This window comes from Yersinia intermedia (genome assembly GCF_900635455.1).
GTDB classification, from domain to species: domain Bacteria; phylum Pseudomonadota; class Gammaproteobacteria; order Enterobacterales; family Enterobacteriaceae; genus Yersinia; species Yersinia intermedia.
The window spans coordinates 3,562,717-3,581,203 of the sequence record NZ_LR134116.1 but is presented as its reverse complement, the minus strand read 5'-3'; the positions used below and the strand labels follow the sequence as shown (position 1 = coordinate 3,581,203).

Sequence of the window (18,487 nt, the reverse complement as noted above, 5' to 3'; positions counted from 1 at the left end):
TCCTGGCGCGGTATGTTGCCGTCAATATAACACGATGTTAAGATTTGGCAATCAAGACGCTTAGATGTTTAAACGGCTAAATGACGTAATTTGCTAAGCATAGATAAAAATGTACTAAGGGTAATCGTCGGGCAGATAGCGGTTGCCAAATGTGATGACACACCTACACCACAACAGGGATATGCAATGACAGAAAATGTACAACTGGAGGCACTGTTAGCCGCCTGCCATTGGATCGGAGAGAAGGGCTGGTGCCCGGCGACCGGTGGTAATATGTCCCTGCGGCTGGACTCGGCTCACTGTCTGGTTACCGAATCAGGTAAAGATAAAGGCAGCCTCACCGCTGACGATTTTCTACTGGTAGAAACTGCCAACAACCATGTTCCCAGTGGGCGTACACCGTCAGCGGAGACCGGCTTGCATACCTTGCTTTATCGTCGGTATCCAGAGATCAATGCGGTGTTACATACTCATTCAGTGAATGCCACTGTGTTATCGCGGGTTGAGCGTAGCCATGAATTAGTCTTGCAAGGCTATGAAATGCAGAAATCGCTATCAGGTCAGCACAGCCATTTAGATGCGGTTGTCATCCCTATTTTTGACAATGATCAGGATATTTCCGCGCTGGCCCAACGGGTTGCCGCACTGGCAGATAATAACCCGCTTCGCTACGGATTTTTGGTGCGCGGTCATGGCCTGTATTGCTGGGGAAATAGCGTGGCACAAGCCCGTCGTCATCTGGAAGGGCTGGAATTCTTGTTCCAGTGTGAACTGCAACGTCGATTAGTTGACGTAAATTTTAATGTGGGGGCTAAATGATCCAGGCTATTGTTACCGATATTGAAGGCACCACCAGTGACATTCGCTTTGTCCATCAGGTGCTGTTCCCCTATGCCCGCGAGCGACTGACGCCTTATTTACACGCACACCAGCAGGATGAAGAGATTGCCACTGCGCTAGCCAGTTTGCGCCATGAACTTGCACTGCCGGATGCTGATATAGAAACCTTGATTACCGCGTTACATGGTTTTATGGATGAAGATCGTAAATCCACAGCATTGAAAGCGATTCAGGGCATTATCTGGCGCACCGGTTATCTGCAAGGGGATTTTCTCGGCCATCTTTACCCAGAAGTGGCCCAGCAATTGGCTGACTGGCAGCAACAGGGGGTGGGGTTATATGTCTACTCTTCTGGCTCGGTTGCTGCGCAGAAATTGCTGTTTGGTTACAGCGATGCAGGGGATTTACGCCCGTTATTCAGCGGCTATTTTGATACCCATGTCGGTGGGAAACGTGAGGTGAGTTCTTATCAGAATATTGCGCATCAATTAGCTATCGCACCGCCAGCACTGCTGTTTTTATCTGATATCCGTCAAGAGCTGGACGCCGCTCAACTGGCGGGCTGGCATACTTGCCAACTGATTCGCGACTTACCTGATAACGAAAGCCACCACCCACAGGTGAGTCGTTTTGATCAAATCATTTTAGAGGATTTTACAGCATGAGCGGATTAACGATTTTTAGTGATAAGCAGCCGGAACAAGCGCTGTGGCAAAGCCGTGATGCTGAAGAAATTCAACAGCAACTGACCGCCATTGGTGTGCGCTTTGAGCGCTGGCAGGCAGATCGTGAACTGGGTGAAAACCCACAACCAGAGGCGGTGATTGCAGCTTATCAACATGAGATTGACCGGCTGGTGGCAGAGAAGGGTTATCAGAGCTGGGATGTGATCAGCATGCGGCCCGATAACGCCCAGCGAGACGTGTTACGCGAGAAGTTTTTATCGGAACATACTCACGGTGAAGATGAAGTGCGCTTTTTCGTTGCAGGGTCAGGGCTGTTCTGTTTGCATCTGAACGGTAAAATTTATCAAATTTTGTGCGAAAAGAATGATTTACTCTCTGTGCCTGCCAATACTCGCCACTGGTTTGATATGGGGTCTGCACCGAATTTCACGGCTATTCGGGTATTTGATAATCCTGAGGGGTGGGTGGCGCATTTTACTGGCGATAAGATAGCCGATGCTTATCCACGTTTGGATTGAGCCCCTTCGCACTTGAAGCCGCAGCGGTGTTAGCCAGGCTTGCTTATCTGCGACTCCAATTACTTTGGGGATAAAATTGCAAACATTGCTAATTCTTTGGTTGGAAGAAGCCTGCCGCCACTTGTTCTGGGCTAATGACGCCGCTGTCTAATACCCAACCACTGATCAATGCCGCCGGTGTGACATCAAATGCCGGATTATACACCGCGGCATCTTGTGGTGCCCAATGGCAACTGCCAAAGCTGCCTGAGACACCGGTCACTTCACTGGCGGCACGCTGCTCGATTGGGATCGCTGCACCATTCGGGCAGTTTGGATCATGGGTGGTGTGTGGGGCGGCAACATAGAACGGAATATGGTGATAGTGGGCCAACACCGCCAAACTGTAGGTGCCTATTTTATTTGCCACATCGCCGTTGGCGGCAATGCGATCTGCGCCAACCCAGATAGCATCCACTTTGCCCTGAGCCATCAGGCTGGCAGCCATCGAATCACAAATCAATTGATATGGAATACCTAACTCACCTAACTCCCAGGCAGTTAAGCGGCCGCCTTGCAGTAAAGGACGGGTTTCATCGACCCACACCTGCTGAATATTACCTTGCTGATGGGCTTTCAATAATACGCCGATAGCCGTACCAATGCCTGCCGTAGCGAGGCCACCGGTATTGCAGTGGGTTAGCAAGTTACTACCCGGTTTAACCAGTGCCGCCCCATGCCGGGCAATGCGCTCGCACAATTCGCGGTCTTCATCCACCAAGTGTAGCGCTTCGCGGACCAACGTATCGACCCAGTTCGCTTGTAGTAAAGCTTGCTGCATCCGTGCCAGATTGTTCATCAAATTAACCGCCGTCGGGCGGGATTCACGCAGCGCAATCAATGCCTGCTCAAGTTGAGCTTGCGGCAAACCACGTTCTGCCAGTAAAGCCAATAATAAACTTGCTGACAGTCCAATGAGCGGTGCACCACGGACTCGCAATGTTTGGATATGACCAATCAGTAACTCTACCGTATCAGCTAATAGCCACTCCTGACGCTGTGGTAATGCCTGCTGATCGAGTATCCAGAGCTGGTTATCGATAATTCTTAAGCTGGTGGTCTGTAAATCGAGCCTGTTAAGCGTCTGCATAGTGAGTTAAATCCATGTTGCGTTATTGCATCTGGTTTCTTATTCTGCCAACATATCTTACGGATGTGTAGACGTCTATATGGTTTTACGCCTAAATGCGGATTTTTTTGCTCTACAGGGAATAATTTCACGGCTAAGCAAATGGTTGGCGGTGAGTGAATTAGAATCAGGTAAAGAACAAAGAGGTTGAAGATGTCGCGCTACTATACATTTACTGCTGCGGATGCTGTTGAATATGCTCGCCAATTTGGTCAGGTTGCTGATCCACTGACTTTAGTGACGGCCGATGAAATTGGGGATGGCAATCTCAATCTGGTGTTTAAAATCCGTGATGCGGCCGGCATCAGCCGGGTGATTGTCAAACAAGCACTGCCTTATGTGCGCTGTGTCGGGGAGTCTTGGCCGTTGACCTTGGATCGCGCCAGAATTGAAGCGCAAACCCTGCTGACACACAGCCAATTTTGCCCGCAACACACGGTCAATGTACTGCATCACGATGCTGAATTGGCGGTTATGGTGCAAGAGGACTTATCTGATCACCATATCTGGCGCAGTGAACTGCTGGCCGGTAAACACTATCCGCAGGCGGCAGGACAACTGGCAGAGTATTTGGCGCAAACCTTATTCCATACCTCAGATTTTTATCAGTCGGCACAAGCCAAAAAAGCAGCGGTGAGCTGCTATACCAACCCAGAGTTGTGCCAGATTACTGAGGATTTATTCTTTACTGACCCTTATATTGACCACGAACGTAATAATTTTGATCCGGCACTCTTAGCTGATGTGCTGGCCTTGCGCCAGGATAATACGCTCAAGGTGGCAGTGGCCTCGCTCAAACATCGCTTCTTGAGTAAAGCCGAGGCATTGTTGCACGGGGATATTCATAGCGGTTCAATTTTCGTTGCTGAGGGGCGTTTGAAAGCTATTGATGCCGAATTTGGTTTTTATGGCCCAATCGGCTTTGATGTGGGTACCGCGCTGGGAAATTTACTGCTCAATTACTGTGGATTGCCCGGTTTGGCAGGCCCGCGCGATGCCGCAGCCGGCCGTGAACAACGGCTGAAAGATGTGCATATTCTCTGGCAAACATTTGCCAGCCGCTTCGTGGCATTAAGCCAGCAAAAGGCGCAGGATTTGGCTTTAGCGACCGAAGGATATGTACAGCAGTTCCTGCAACAGGTTTGGCAGGACGCGATAGGGTATTGCGGCACTGAGTTAATTCGGCGCACTATTGGTCTGGCACATGTTGCTGATCTGGATAGTATCGCTGATGAAGAGATGCGCCAAGCATGCCAGCGCCATGCTCTGAGTTTAGGGCGAACCTTGATATTGGCGGCACCATCCATAAGTAATATAAATGATTTGATTGCTCGTATTCGCCAGAATGGATAGCAATAATCATTATGCTACAGCGAGATGATAAATATAGTAACCCCGTTAAGAAATACGGGGTTTTTTTATTATTTAAATCACTATCACTTGCTGTGATTATAAATATGTGGAATAGCATTATTCATATTTAAGTAAGTTGCTTCTGTTTAGGCTAGATTAAAAAATATTGATTTTTTTGTTGTCATTATTGGCGTTCTTTATGGCTTATTATTTTACTTTATTTAGTTGCAATTAGTGTAATTAGGTTGATGAGTGTTAATTATAAAGTGTGTTTTCATTTGGTTGTATTGTTACCACCCTATCTATATAAAATAAAATCAATTTAAGGTTGTATAGGTAAGGGCAGATTATTATTATTTCATGTCAATAATGGTATATCTACCATAAATAACTATTTGTTATAAATATGAACTGGCTATTAGTCTGAAACAACAGAGATTACTCTTTTTGGTGTTTGTATTTATTCAATTTCCACACCATTCTAATTTTATCCTATATTGGGTTTAATGAAATAATTAACTTGATAATTAAAAAATAATCATGCGGGCCAGTATTAAATAACGGAGGGTTTTATTATTTAAACTGGTGTTATCATAATGCTAAGCAGGCGTATTTTATGCGATATTTTTATTATCCAGAAAAATCACGGTTTCAGACTAAATTGAGTTCCAACGCACTAATGTTTATCCTTTTTTTTTGCTCACAGGTCGTTGCTGCTCCTCAGGTCATAAATGTACCGAATGCAGGTGTAATTAGTAACGAAATACGGCAAACAACACCGGTGCCATTGCGTGCGCCACAGGAAGCTGAAATCAAGCTTCCACCTTTGCTCCCTCCTGCATCGTTCGGCGGTTCTAACTCGGCGGGAAGTATCATGTTGCGTGAGGTTAGATTCGAGGGGGATACCCAGTTATTGCGGCACAGTAACGGAAATAATAAAGCACTACGTGCCGTAATTACGCCTTGGTTGGGGCAGCAATTAACCTTTAATGATTTACAAGCCATGACATTAGCGGTAACTCGCTTTTATCGACAACAAGGATTTGTTGCCACTCAGGCAATATTGCCACCACAAGCTATCCGTGACGGTGTTGTCATCGTTCGTATTATTGCTGGCAGATTAGATAAACCGGAGGTCAATAATCAGAGTCGGTTGAATACTGATTTTGTTACTGCGGTGATTGAAAGTAATAGTTGTAGCAAAGAAGTGGGTTTTTTTGGCAATAAAGATTGTGCTGCTTCTCCGGCTGAATTATCTCGCCTTGAACGAACCAACCTTATTCTTAATGATATCCCAGGGGTTGATGCTGCTTTGGCATTAAAACCAGGAACCCAATCTGGAATGACAAGGGTCTATGCTGATATTACCTCCAGTCAAACCGCGATGGGGTACCTCGGCGTAGATAATCAGGGCAATGATTACTCTGGTCATAATCGGTTATTAGTAGGTGGCGCGCTGAATAATATGATGGGTTGGGGGGATCAGTTACGAGCTAATTTTATTTTATCCAGCTCGGCAGATGTATTCAATGGCTTGTTGGATTATAACTTCCCAATTAATACGTATGGTACCCGTGCTGCGCTAAATTATAGCTATTTGGATTATACCCTTAAGGGGCCTTTCGAGGTATTGGATGCGCGTGGTCATTCTAATAGCTGGGGGGTTAATTTACGCCATCCGTGGATCCGCAATTCGGCGGCCAGAATTGATGTGAGTACCGGGTATTATCAGAGCAAAATGCGTGACTCACTCATTATGCTACCGGAACAAAAACGCAATCTGGATGCGGGTGAATTGGGCATTTATGGCACGTTTACCGCAGTACCTCGTGGGCTAAGTAATTTTAATTTACTGGGTACCGCAGGCCATCTGTCATTAGATGATGAATTCAGTCAGAGTATGAATTCCTTGACTGGTATTGGCGGCGCTTTTGCCCGTTTTAATTATCATGCCGGTCATGATCAGGGTTTTGGCTCTTATTTTTCTTTCTTCAATCAATTTACCGGCCAAATAGCCAGTAAAAATCTTGATAGCTCACAAAAGCTGTTGTTGGGTGGGCCATTGGCGGTTAGGGCTTACGGTATTGGTGAAGGGGCGGTGGATAAAGGCACACTTTTCACCACTGAATTACGTACCCACTGGCAACCCCCATTCCCGGCTTGGACTGGTATGGGGAACCAAATCACTTTTGCTGCATTCTTTGACCAAGGGTGGGGGTCTTATTATCGCCAACCTATCGCAGGCATGGCGGGGAATAATATCAACCTGTCTGGCTTTGGTGCCTATATCACTCTCTCTCGTCCGGCAGATTATTCCTTGAATCTGACTTGGGCACATCGAACCGGCCAGGCTGCAACTCCTCAACCGGATAATGACCAATTCTGGCTTAGTGCTTACAAGATGTTTTAGCGCTTATCGGCATATTTGTCAGATTTAATGGACGTGAATAATGAACAGTAAATTATACAAACTTATTTTCTGCCGTCGGTTGGGATGCTTAATTGCGGTGGGAGAATTTACCCGAGCTTACGGACGATCATTTTCGTCTATCGGCAAAAAGGTCATTAATGATAGTAATACGAAAGCGGGAATACTCAGCCATCTGGCAATAATGACGGGATTAGCTCTTGGTACATTACCGCTACTGGTATTTGCCCATCCCTCGCTGCCCGTTAACGGTAATATTGTTATCGGCCAAGGCCGGTTGGAGGTCCATAACACCACCCTTACTGTGACTCAGCAAAGCAATAAGCTGGCGATCAATTGGGGGAGTTTTGATATCGCCCAGGGGAACAGTGTTATTTATAACCAGCCAGGGCAGCAGAGTATTGCCCTAAATCGGGTACTTGGCCGCGATGCATCGCAGATATATGGCAATCTAAAAGCAAATGGTCAGGTCTTTTTGCTTAACCCGAATGGCATTCTGTTTGGTCGCGGTGCACAAGTTGATGTCGGTGGTTTAGTCGCCAGTACTAAGGCCATGTCTAATAATGACTTTATTTCTGGAACTTATACGCTGACCAGCCGAAGACATGAAGGTAAGTTGGTTAATCAGGCCAATTTACATACCACCAAAGGCGGTTATATCGCACTGATTGGTCAGCAGGTTGATAATCAGTCTTCCGGTGTTATCAACACCCCACAAGGGAAAGTGGCGTTTGCCAGCGGGAGTCGCGTCACCCTTCATCTGGATCACGGTAGTTTGTTGGGCGTGCAAGTTCAGGGTGAGCAAGTCAGTGCTTTGCTGCAAAACGGTGGGCTGATTCAGGCTGATGGTGGCGTTATCCAACTGACCGCGCGTGGCAAGGAGATGTTAATGAATACCGTGATTGATAACACCGGTATTTTGCAGGCGCGCGGTTTGTCTGAAAAAAATGGCGTTATTTATCTCGATGGTGGTAGTGAAGGCGTGGTACGCCAGCAAGGCATTGTAGATGCCAGTAGTCAGTATGGTCGTGGCGGGAGTGTTATCCTGCAAGGCGAAAATGTGCACTTGGCCGCCGGAAGCAAGATTGATGCACATGGTGCTGAGGGCGGTGGCAAAGTACTGGTTGGTGGTGGTTGGCAGGGTAAAAATAATGCGATAAAAAATTCACGCTCAGTCGTCATGGATAAAGGCGCAGTTATTGATGTGTCGGCTTTGGGGCAGGGGACTGGTGGTATCGCCGTGCTATGGTCTGAAAGTTACACCGGCTTCTATGGCGATATTCATGCCCGTGGTGGGCTACAGTCAGGCAATGGCGGGCAAGTAGAAACATCCAGTAAGCGTAATTTACAGGCTTTTGGTCACGTTGATGCAAGTGCGACTGCGGGTAGCAATGGCAGTTGGTTACTCGATCCGGCAGAAGTCAACATTGTTGGTAGTGGTGCACAGAGTGGTTCATCCGTTCAGGCAGGGGATATCCCTGCCGGATATGGGGTCAATGCACAGGTTTTCATGCCAACGGCTAACGTCGCGCAAATATTGAATAGCAGTATCAATACTCAACTCGATCTCGGCACAAATGTGACGGTGACGACCAATAATAACAGTTTGACGAATTGCCGCTGGTGCAATATTACGCTAGATGCTGATATCAATAAAACAGCGGGTGGTGATGCCACGTTGACATTACATGCTGACGGCAATATTGTCATTAACAATAATATTTCTACCCGTGCTGCGAAACTGAATCTTAATTTATTGGCAGGCAATTCCACTGCAGACTCTGTTATTACATTAAATAATGTTGATGTGTTATTAAATAATGGGGACTTGCTGGCGAAACATGCCGATGATAAAAGCGCAACACGTATTGCTATACAGGGAGGTCGCTATGAGGTTGGCAACCTTACTCTTGAAGGAAATGCCGCAGTAGCATCCCACATCGGGGTGAGTATTAGTAATGCCGCTAATATTTCTGTGGCAGGTGAAACGCGCATAACCGGTGAAAGCAGTAATGCTAATGGGCAAGGGTGGCGTGGTGTTGATATGTCTGAGGACTCTATCCTTACGGGGGTGGGTAATATTTTATTTGCTCTTAAATCTAATTCTAAAATTTCCTGGATGGGCACGTTCGCTAACGTAACTATTATCGGTGATAAAGATATTACATTCCAAGCAAATGCCAACGGCAGTACATATGGCGGGGTAGATATTGTTAATGGGAATGTTTCCTCTAAGTCTGGTAACATTTTGTTTGATGTCAATGGTGACATTTTAACACAAGCTAATTATGGATTGCGGATACGGGATTCACAAGTTGGTGGGGGTAATGTTAATTTTGGAATAAACGTCACAGGGGTTGATGGTTTATTATTCAGAGATGGTGATCTTACGGCAACTGCTGGTGATATTAATGTGAATGCCACTACGACCAATAAAGGGATTTGGATCTCAGGTAACACTAATGTAAACGCCAGTGGCGATATCAATTTGCAGGGGATGACCAGTAACTCTACCTATGCAGGTGCTGATGCCATCAGGATAAGTGGTAACTCCAGTAGTGTTCAGGTTAATATGACTGCCGGTGGTAATATATCGATGGTGGCGGTTAATGAAGGCACAGAAATTGGCACTACTGTTGTTGCGGATTTTGCCAATATAAAAGCGGAGAGCGGCGATTTTAATTTAAACATCAGTGGAGTCAAAGGCAGTCCATTCAACAATGTCAGTATCAGTGCTGATAATATTTTGATGAATGGTAATATCATCAATAATGAAGCTGTATTGATGACGAATACCGTTCTTACGGCTAAAAAAGATATTAAAACCAATTTGACGTCTGCCACGCATAAAGCCTTCAGGTTCAGCGGTAATGGCGCAATGACGGCTGGTCAAGATATATTATTAGTTACCAATACCTCAGCACCCTCTGTGGAGGCCATAACAATCAATGGAACCTTATCTAACAGAATAAATATCACTGCGGGGAAAGAGATATCAATAACAGCCAATAACCATGGCAATACTTCAGGGGCAGGGGTTGGCATTGATGGGGCTAATATTGAAGCTAAAAGCGGAAATTTCACGATAAATAACAATGGGTCAAAAGGCATAACCTGGGCCAATGTAGATCTCACAGCAAATGAGGTTAACTTTGCCTCTAACTCGACTAGCTCTGCCGGGGTGACGATACGTGAATCTAATATTACTGCAACAACAGGTGACATTAATGCCAATGTAACATCCCAAAAAGAAGGTATTTTGATTAAACCAAATACCATTTTCAATGCTAAAAAAGATATTAATCTGACGGGGGTTGCCACCGGTGATGGGGAAGGAATTGTTATTCAAGGAGATTCAAATACTTCACGTAATAATCTTATTGCTCAAGGAAATATCACCTTAAACGGTAAAGCTGATACGGGGGATGCTACTCGGCCATCAGTCTATTTATCAAATACGACGCTGACAGCCACTGAGCATAATATTGATATCAATGGTCTGTCAGCGGGGGCGAGAAATGTTTATTTTACTGATGTGGAACTGAATGCCATCGCGGGTAATGTTGCTGTTTATTCTGAAACACAGGCCGCTTTACCTACTTCATTAAGCACTGCATTAAGCCTGGGCGGTAATATCACTATAAAAGCCAAAAATGGCTCGATGATCGGTAAAGCATTTAATACAACGCAGGGCTCAGGCATTGGTTTTAGAGCTAATAGTACCTTGTCGGTTGAAGGGAATATCGCGTTTCAAGGCGAAACAGAAGGCTCTGGTGCTACCCGCAAAGGAATTGATTTTAATGGTGCCAATACACTTAATATTGCCAAGGATAGCCAATTGTCTTTTCTCGGTCAAAATAAAGGGGCACAAGTTATCGTTGGTGGCGAGGGGATCACCTATGCAGATGCGGCTCAGCTAACGATAAATAATAATGGCTCTCTCAAAATGGAAGGGCGCTCAACCCGCGGTGTCGGCATTAACTTCTCTACCAATAATAATAGCGTGGTATTAAGTGGTGAGGGTGACACTCTCATTAAAGGCAGTAGTGTCGCGGATACTGGGGTTGCTATTTCAGGTGTAGTTAACAATGGTACTGGCCCGGTCACGATTGAAGGAACCAGTCGCGATAACATCGGTGTTCACCTCTTCAGTGCAGAGCATCAAGTTAATCGTATTAATGTCACCGGGAATTCAACCCATGCTGACGGGCTGCGCATTAGCGGCAATGCCACTATTACTGATGCCACACTGACAGGAGCATCAATTAATGGCAGTGGTGTGAAAATTGATCCATTGCCGGGTTCTAATATTGTCACTCATGTCGTACTGGATAATGCCACGCTCACTGGCAGTAGCACTAATGGCATTGGTGTAGAAGTAGCCAATGATATAAAGGGCATTCATCAGAGTGTGATTAATGGTACGACTAATGGTACCGGTTATGGCATTGAGATAGCAGCGAATTTACATGTCACTGGCACCAGTGAAACCGACTTGCTGACGCTAAACGGTGTGGCAACAACGGATATCGGTACCGGAATAAAACTCAATGGTAATAATGACTTAAGTAATACCAGTTTAAATGGTTCGGCTGTAGATGGTATTGCATTGGATATCACCAGCTCATCCGCCAACCAAGGCAATACGGTATTTAAGGGCACCGCTTCCGGTAGCGGTATTGGTGTGCAGATCAACGGCTTGTTGGATGGCGGTGTGGTGAATGGGGCTGCGACCAGCGGCACAGGTGTTCAAGTCATAGATGGTGTGCTTGATAATAGCCGCATCAATGGTCTTTCGGATGCTGGTAGTGGGGTCAGCGTCAATGGCGACACGGTGCTCAACAACACTGTGCTGGTCGGGAATAGCACAGATGGCAAAGGGGTAGAGATCGTGGGCCGTCTGTCAGGTGGCTACGGCAGCTCAGTACAGGGTGACGTGGTTAACGGCATCGGAATGTATATCGATAGAAATGCCACTCTTACGGGTGGCGACTCAGGCGAGCTGCTTGTTATCAGCGGTAATGCCACTGGTGAGAAAGGCACTGGTGTGCAACTGGAGGGCAATAATACCCTTGATAACACCATGCTGAACGGTAACGCCACTCAGGGCACCGGTGTTGATATTACCGGTCCGCTGGTGAATAACGGCAATACTCGCGTGGTGGGTATTGCCACTGGCGGCAATGGGGTGGCGTTGAACGGGGCTATCGCTGGCGGTACGGTCAGCGGCACCTCAGACAGCGGTACGGGTGTCAACGTGGATGGTGATACCCAACTTAACACCACTCTCCTGAACGGTAACAGCTCTGACGGCAAGGGGGTGGAGATCGCCGGTAATCTCACTGGCAGTAATGGCAGCGCAGTGCACGGTGATACCACTAATGGTACTGGGGTGGATGTTAACCGTGATACTAGACTCATTGGCGGCGGGTTGGGCGATCTGCTCAATGTCACCGGCAACGCGACGGGTGAAAAAGGCACCGGGATACAATTTGACGGTATCAATATCCTTGATAATACCTCGCTGGCAGGGAATGCCACTAACGGCACCGGGGTAGATATTAACGGCTTACTGCAAAATGAAGGTAATACCACGATTGCTGGTCAATCTGAGAATGGCAATGGCATCCAGCTTGAAGGAGCAGTCAGCGGTGGCACAGTTACTGGTACATCAGCTAATGGCAGCGGCATCAAGGTGGTAAATGACAGTAACCTGGATAACGCCACCCTTAACGGTAACAGCCCTGACGGCAAGGGGGTGGAGATCGCCGGTAACCTCACTGGCAGTAATGGCAGTGCCGTGCACGGTGATACCACTAATGGTACTGGGGTGGACATTGGTAAACAAATCATTCTGGGCGGCGGCCTGGATGATCTGCTCAATGTCACCGGCAACGCTACTGGAGAGAATGGTACCGGCGTGCAGTTTAACGGTATCAATATCCTTGATAACACCTTGCTGACAGGGAATGCCACTAACGGCACCGGGGTGGATATTAATGGCTTACTGCAAAATGAAGGTAATACCACGATTGGTGGTCAATCTGATAATGGTAGTGGTGTCCAGCTTGGAGGGGCGGTCAGCGGTGGCTCAGTTAATGGTACATCAGCTAATGGCAGCGGCATCAAGGTGGTAAATGACAGTAATCTGGATAACGCCATCCTCAACGGTAACAGCCTGAACGGTAAAGGAGTGGAGATCGCCGGTAACCTCACTGGCAGCAATGGCAGTGCGGTACAGGGGGAAACCACTAACGGCAGCGGTGTTGATGTTGGTGAAAACGCCTCGCTCAGTGGCATGGGGCCGGATGATCTGCTGACGGTGACCGGCAATGCGAGCGGTGATAAAGGCGCTGGTGTTCAGCTTGACGGCAACAATACGCTGAATGACACCACCTTAGCCGGTAACGCTATTGATGGGCATGGCGTAGCGATAACGGGGCCGGTATCTAACACTGGCAATACTACCATTAATGGTAATACCGCTAATGATGGCCATGCCGTGCATGTTGGCGGCCCAATTAGTGGTGGTAGGGTGAATGGTAATTCCGTTAATAACCACGCTATTTTCCTCGATGATGATGCAGCGGTAACTAACATTGAGCTTAGCGGGAATACCGGCTCAAATAGGTCACCGGTGTTTATAACCTTGCCGGCGAATATTGGCGAAAATGTGACTATCAATGGCAAACCGGTTGATAAAAATAGTTTTGTGGGTAAATCGATAGAGAGGACGAGCTTAGAACAGATAACGCCGCCTGAGGAGGGGATTGAACCTGGCTTGTTGCTGATGAAACGAAACCAGATCCTCAACTCCCTTGAAACACAAACTTTACCGCCACCTATCGTGACCGAATCTGAGCATGATATCGCAGCCAATATCAGCATTGCAGTTTGTATCCCTGAGGGTGTCCCCTCCCAGAAGGCGCCTTGCGATACGTATATTGTAGGTAAGTGGAAACCTCTGCCTAAGATATCGGGTCAAGAATAGCAGGCTTTTTAACTCACTAAATTTACTAGATAAGCGGTGATATCGGCGTAACAAGGGGAGCTGGTAATGGTGGAGAAAACAGTTGAATTAACCCAAGTGGTGGAGAAGTCGGCAGGGTTTTCATTGCCTTATTTCGAGTTTTTAGTTTGTGTGCGGCGCTATGAGGCGGCGGGGCGATTACTGGTATTGATGTTGGACCAACTGGATACCCAATATGGTCGTTGGGATGTTTTTTCGCTTCAGCAACAGTCAATACAACAGCAGGAGCATTATTGTAATCGCCTGGCCGCAGCGATTGGCAACCTGCTTTCTGATCCTGGTTTTGTGGTATCAGATAAGGGTTTTTTACAACTGATTAATTTCCATCGCTGGATCGCGTTGATATTTGCCGCATCACCGTTTGGTCATGCGGATCATGTGATTACCAACCTTAATCAAGCTGGGGAAGGATGTGCTCATCCTCTGCGCTTTGAGCGCAATAATTTTCTAAAATTTTGCCTGATGTATTTACCTGAATCGGGTATTCCGCTTCAGCCGGATATATTATGGCAATTTAATCCCCATGCGGCAGCAGCACTGTTTCTGGCGCTACTGTCGCCGCGTATTTTACCCAGCGCCGTAGGCCACGCGAAACGTGAGCAGCTATTAGCGTGGTTACCTGAAAAACTGTTAACGCTGGAGAGCCTTGAGGGCTTGCCCGAACGTATCCTGCATGATGTTTATATGCATTGCAGTTATGCTGATATGGCAGAAAAGCATGCCATAAAACGCAGTATTAATGTTCACCTACGTAACACTCTACTTCACAATGGGCTATCTGATAATTGCTCTCGCCCACCATCACGTAGCAAACCATTGATGCTGGTTATTCTTGAATGGTTTAACAGCGGTCATTCTATTTATCGTACCCATTCCAGCACGTTACGCGCCGCGCGTGAGCAGTTTTCTACTCATGGTGCCACTATTGTTGAGGCAACAGATGCCACAACCCGTGAGGTTTTTGATGATTTTACCGAAGTCCAGCGGACGGGGGCGGTTGAGGCGATTGCTGTGCTGGCAAAGAAACTGCGCCCTGATGTTATCTATTTCCCCAGTGTCGGGATGTTTCCACTCACCATTGCACTGACTAATTTACGCTTAGCGCCCTTACAGATAATGGCACTAGGCCATCCGGCAACAACCCATTCCAGCTATATTGATGCGGTGTTGGTGGAAGAGGATTACCTGGGGGATCCCCGGTGTTTCTCCGAAAAAGTGGTTTCGTTACCCAAGGATTGCCTGCCCTATGTGCCGCCTGCCAATATCCGCCCGCCAGAACCGGTACAACATTTCGATGAGCGACCTGCGGTACATATTGCGGTTTGTGCCTCAGCGATGAAAATTAACCCGCGCTTTATTGCCACCTGCGCGGAAATAGCCCAACGAACATCAACGCCGGTTATATTTCATTTTCTGGTGGGTTTTTGCTGGGGTATTACCCATCGAGTTATGGAAAAAGCAATTAATGCTGTTATCCCTCAAGCTAAAATCTATGAGCACTTGGCTTATCAGGACTATTTATTGGTCATTAATCAGTGTGACCTGTTTATTAATCCTTTTCCTTTCGGCAATACTAATGGCATCGTCGATACAGTGCGTCAGGGCTTACCCGGTGTTTGTCTGAGCGGGGCTGAAGTACACGAACATATAGATGAAGGATTGTTCCGTCGGCTGGGATTGTCTGAGGAGCTGATTACACATGATTTGGCTGAGTACATTGCGGTTACAGTACGGTTGATTACCGATACCGAGTGGCGTAATAGCTTACGCTGCCAGTTGCTAAAAATTCAGCCTGACAATGTACTATTTTCCGGCAAACCTGAGCAATTCGGTTTGATTATCAGAGCGTTGTTAGATGATTGCCAGGCTGAAAGATGATAAAAAAAGCCTCCTGAAGCGGAGGCTTGAGTAGACACTTACATCAATAAGACTCATTCATTACGCGGCTTCAGTTTGCCGTTGTTTGGTGGGCTGCTTTACCACTGGTTTGGCTGCCAGTGCATCCGCGGCAAACTCATCGACATTAATTGAACGCAGGCGGCTCTCTTCTGCTTTAGTCAAAATAGCGGCTTCTTCAGCACTGATTTTCCCTTCAGCCAGCGCATGTTTTGCCAGCACATCCAGGCGAGTAAATGGCAGGCTTTTACCTGCTTCTTTACTCAGGCGCTTATGAATTGGCTCTGCTGCAATCACATCTTGTAACGCTGCTTCCAGTAAACCTACCGGGTTAAACTCGCTCGGTGTCAGATATTGACCACGACCAATACGGCTGCGGGTTGCTGATGGCACTTGCAGTAACTGCGCTAATTGATGGTCCAGACGATCTGACGGTGCCTGATACACGCGCCCAAACGGGAAGACCACTAACCGCATTAACCCGGCAATAATGCCATTTGGGAAGTTGCGCAGTAAATCATCCAGAGCCTGTTCTGCCTGATGCAGGGCATCCTGCACACCCCAATGAACCAGTGGCAGATCTTCTTTTTGGCGGCCTTCGTCTTCATAGCGTTTCAGTGTTGCAGACGCCAGATACATTTGGCTGAGAATATCTCCCAAACGGGCAGAAATACGTTCACGACGTTTCAGGCTGCCACCCAACACCCCCATTGAGACATCAGAGAGCAAAGCTAAATTGGCGCTCAGGCGGTTCAGATGCTGGTAATAACGGCGAGTGCTGTCTTTGGTTGGCGTGGCACTGGTGCGGCCATTGGTCAGCCCCAACCAGAAGCTACGGACTTTGCTACTACCCACATGGCCCAGATGACCGAACAGCGCCTTATCGAAGGCGGCAACATCATTGGATTGTGCCGCTGCCATTTCATCCAGTACAAACGGATGGCAGCGAATCGCCCCCTGACCGAAGATAATCATACTACGGGTCAGAATGTTAGCGCCTTCAACGGTGATACCGATAGGTGCACCTTGATAGCCACGGGCCACGAAGTTGGCTGGGCCAAGGCAGATCCCTTTACCGCCCGCAATGTCCATCGCATCCATCACGGCGCGTTGACCACGGTGGGTACAGTGATATTTAACGATAGCGGATAACACTGCCGGTTTCTCACCCAGCATAATGCCGCTGGTAATTAAGGTTGCCGCCGCGTCCATCACATAAGCATTACCGGCGATTCGTGCCAACGGCTCTTCAATCCCTTCCATTTTACCGATTGAGATTTTGAACTGACGACGTATATAGGCGTAAGCACCAATCCCCATCGCCACACTTTTCAAGCTGCCAGTGGCGTTGGACGGCAAGGTAATCCCGCGACCAACCGACAGGCATTCCACCAGCATGCGCCAGCCCTGTCCGGCCATTTTTGGCCCGCCGATGATGTAATCAATCGGCACAAAGATATCGTTGCCACGGGTCGGGCCATTTTGGAACGGCACATTCAGTGGGAAGTGACGACGACCAATTTCCACCCCAGGCGTGTTAGTTGGGATCAGCGCACAGGTGATGCCTAAATCAACGGTATCGCCCAACAGATGTTCAGGGTCAGACAATTTGAACGCCAGTCCGAGCACTGTGGCGATCGGAGCAAGGGTGATATAGCGTTTATTCCAGGTCAGGCGCATGCCCAGTACCTGTTTGCCTTGCCATTCACCCATACAAACGGTGCCGGTATCTGGGATTGCGCCGGCATCAGAACCTGCTTCTGGGCTGGTCAGGGCGAAACAAGGGATCTCGTCGCCACGGGCCAAACCAGGCAAATAATGATTTTTTTGCTCTTCAGTACCGTAGTGTTGCAGCAATTCGCCGGGGCCGAGAGAGTTAGGAACGCCAACAGTGATGGCTAAAATGCCAGACACGCCAGACAGTTTTTGCAATACACGCGCCTGAGCATATGCTGAGAAATCAAGGCCGCCGTACTCTTTCTTGATAATCATCGCAAAGAAGCGATGTTCTTTCAGATACGCCCACAGTTCTGGCGGCAAGTCAGCCAGTTCGTGGGTGATTTGGAAGTCATTAGCCATACGACAGGCTTCTTCTACCGGCCCATCAATAAAAGCTTGTTCTTCGGCGGTTAACTGCGGTTTTGGGTAGTTATGCAGTTTCTTCCAGTCAGGCTGGCCCTGGAATAAATCACCTTCCCACCAAGTGGTGCCTGCATCAATCGCTTCTTTTTCGGTGCGTGACATGGCTGGCATGACTTTACGGAACATGCGCAATGCTGGCGTAGAAAACAGTGACTGACGCAGCGGAGTTAGCGTCAGGGGCAGCAAAACAATCACCAGCGGCAATAATGCCCAGAATGACCATAATTGCGAGGCCCCCATCGCGGCGGTGTAAACGACAAGAATCAAACTACTAAGATAGAGGTTCACCCGGTGATAGAACAGCACACCAATAAGAACCAGCAAGGCAACAATGCTAAGAACCATCATAATAAAGCTCCTGAGATGTAGGAGGTCTGACCTGTTGAGAGATACATTTGTTGTAGTCCATCTCATTATCTTTAGCAA

The 18,487-nt window shown here is 47.6% G+C and carries 9 protein-coding genes; 7 read left to right on the top strand and 2 right to left on the bottom strand.

Annotated features, from left to right (window positions below; translation table 11 throughout):
• Nucleotides 1-186 precede the first annotated feature (186 nt).
• From EL015_RS16430 to EL015_RS16420, 3 genes are read left to right on the top strand one after another with little or no spacing between them, the layout of a single operon-like run.
• Nucleotides 187-819, top strand: coding sequence for a methylthioribulose 1-phosphate dehydratase (locus EL015_RS16430; protein WP_032907097.1), 633 nt, complete (start codon nucleotides 187-189; stop codon nucleotides 817-819).
• Entirely contained in the window at nucleotides 816-1,505 is a 690-nt protein-coding gene (gene mtnC / locus EL015_RS16425) for an acireductone synthase (RefSeq protein ID WP_032907099.1), read from the top strand. The genes EL015_RS16430 and mtnC overlap by 4 nt, the downstream gene beginning before the upstream one ends.
• Nucleotides 1,502-2,044: a 1,2-dihydroxy-3-keto-5-methylthiopentene dioxygenase gene (locus EL015_RS16420; RefSeq protein WP_032907101.1), complete on the top strand. Its 543-nt coding sequence runs from the start codon at nucleotides 1,502-1,504 to the stop codon at nucleotides 2,042-2,044. Before mtnC ends, EL015_RS16420 begins: the two co-directional genes overlap by 4 nt.
• An 88-nt stretch (nucleotides 2,045-2,132) precedes the next feature.
• Here EL015_RS16420 and mtnA read toward each other — a convergent pair whose 3' ends face one another.
• Nucleotides 2,133-3,173 (bottom strand): S-methyl-5-thioribose-1-phosphate isomerase, encoded by a 1,041-nt coding sequence (gene mtnA / locus EL015_RS16415; protein WP_005189119.1) that lies wholly within the window; start codon nucleotides 3,171-3,173, stop codon nucleotides 2,133-2,135.
• A 192-nt stretch (nucleotides 3,174-3,365) separates the two neighbouring features.
• Between mtnA and mtnK the strand changes: the two genes are divergently transcribed.
• The 4 genes from mtnK (at nucleotide 3,366) to EL015_RS16395 (ending at nucleotide 15,901) form a co-directional block, all read left to right on the top strand.
• The gene (gene mtnK / locus EL015_RS16410) at nucleotides 3,366-4,565 is read left to right on the top strand and encodes an S-methyl-5-thioribose kinase (RefSeq protein WP_005189121.1); all 1,200 of its coding nucleotides are present in this window, start codon (nucleotides 3,366-3,368) and stop codon (nucleotides 4,563-4,565) included.
• 616 nt (nucleotides 4,566-5,181) lie between these two features.
• Complete coding sequence (locus EL015_RS16405; protein WP_080547921.1) at nucleotides 5,182-6,975, top strand: ShlB/FhaC/HecB family hemolysin secretion/activation protein; 1,794 nt, start codon at nucleotides 5,182-5,184, stop codon at nucleotides 6,973-6,975.
• A 40-nt stretch (nucleotides 6,976-7,015) separates the two neighbouring features.
• Complete coding sequence (locus EL015_RS16400; RefSeq protein WP_126286796.1) at nucleotides 7,016-13,984, top strand: two-partner secretion domain-containing protein; 6,969 nt, start codon at nucleotides 7,016-7,018, stop codon at nucleotides 13,982-13,984.
• 66 nt (nucleotides 13,985-14,050) lie between these two features.
• On the top strand, nucleotides 14,051-15,901 hold the full coding sequence (locus EL015_RS16395; RefSeq protein ID WP_005189142.1) for a hypothetical protein: 1,851 nt from the start codon (nucleotides 14,051-14,053) through the stop codon (nucleotides 15,899-15,901).
• Between the two features lie 60 nt (nucleotides 15,902-15,961).
• Here EL015_RS16395 and fadE read toward each other — a convergent pair whose 3' ends face one another.
• Entirely contained in the window at nucleotides 15,962-18,409 is a 2,448-nt protein-coding gene (gene fadE, locus EL015_RS16390; RefSeq protein WP_005189144.1) for an acyl-CoA dehydrogenase FadE, read from the bottom strand.
• Nucleotides 18,410-18,487 lie beyond the last annotated feature (78 nt).

What these genes read in the sequence shown, in the direction of transcription:
- EL015_RS16430 (WP_032907097.1), top strand. Translation starts at nt 187, where the DNA reads ATGACAGAAAATGTACAACTGGAGGCACTGTTAGCCGCCTGCCATTGG.
- mtnC (WP_032907099.1), top strand. Translation starts at nt 816, where the DNA reads ATGATCCAGGCTATTGTTACCGATATTGAAGGCACCACCAGTGACATT.
- EL015_RS16420 (WP_032907101.1), top strand. Translation starts at nt 1,502, where the DNA reads ATGAGCGGATTAACGATTTTTAGTGATAAGCAGCCGGAACAAGCGCTG.
- mtnA (WP_005189119.1), bottom strand. Translation starts at nt 3,173, where the DNA reads ATGCAGACGCTTAACAGGCTCGATTTACAGACCACCAGCTTAAGAATT.
- mtnK (WP_005189121.1), top strand. Translation starts at nt 3,366, where the DNA reads ATGTCGCGCTACTATACATTTACTGCTGCGGATGCTGTTGAATATGCT.
- EL015_RS16405 (WP_080547921.1), top strand. Translation starts at nt 5,182, where the DNA reads ATGCGATATTTTTATTATCCAGAAAAATCACGGTTTCAGACTAAATTG.
- EL015_RS16400 (WP_126286796.1), top strand. Translation starts at nt 7,016, where the DNA reads ATGAACAGTAAATTATACAAACTTATTTTCTGCCGTCGGTTGGGATGC.
- EL015_RS16395 (WP_005189142.1), top strand. Translation starts at nt 14,051, where the DNA reads ATGGTGGAGAAAACAGTTGAATTAACCCAAGTGGTGGAGAAGTCGGCA.
- fadE (WP_005189144.1), bottom strand. Translation starts at nt 18,409, where the DNA reads ATGATGGTTCTTAGCATTGTTGCCTTGCTGGTTCTTATTGGTGTGCTG.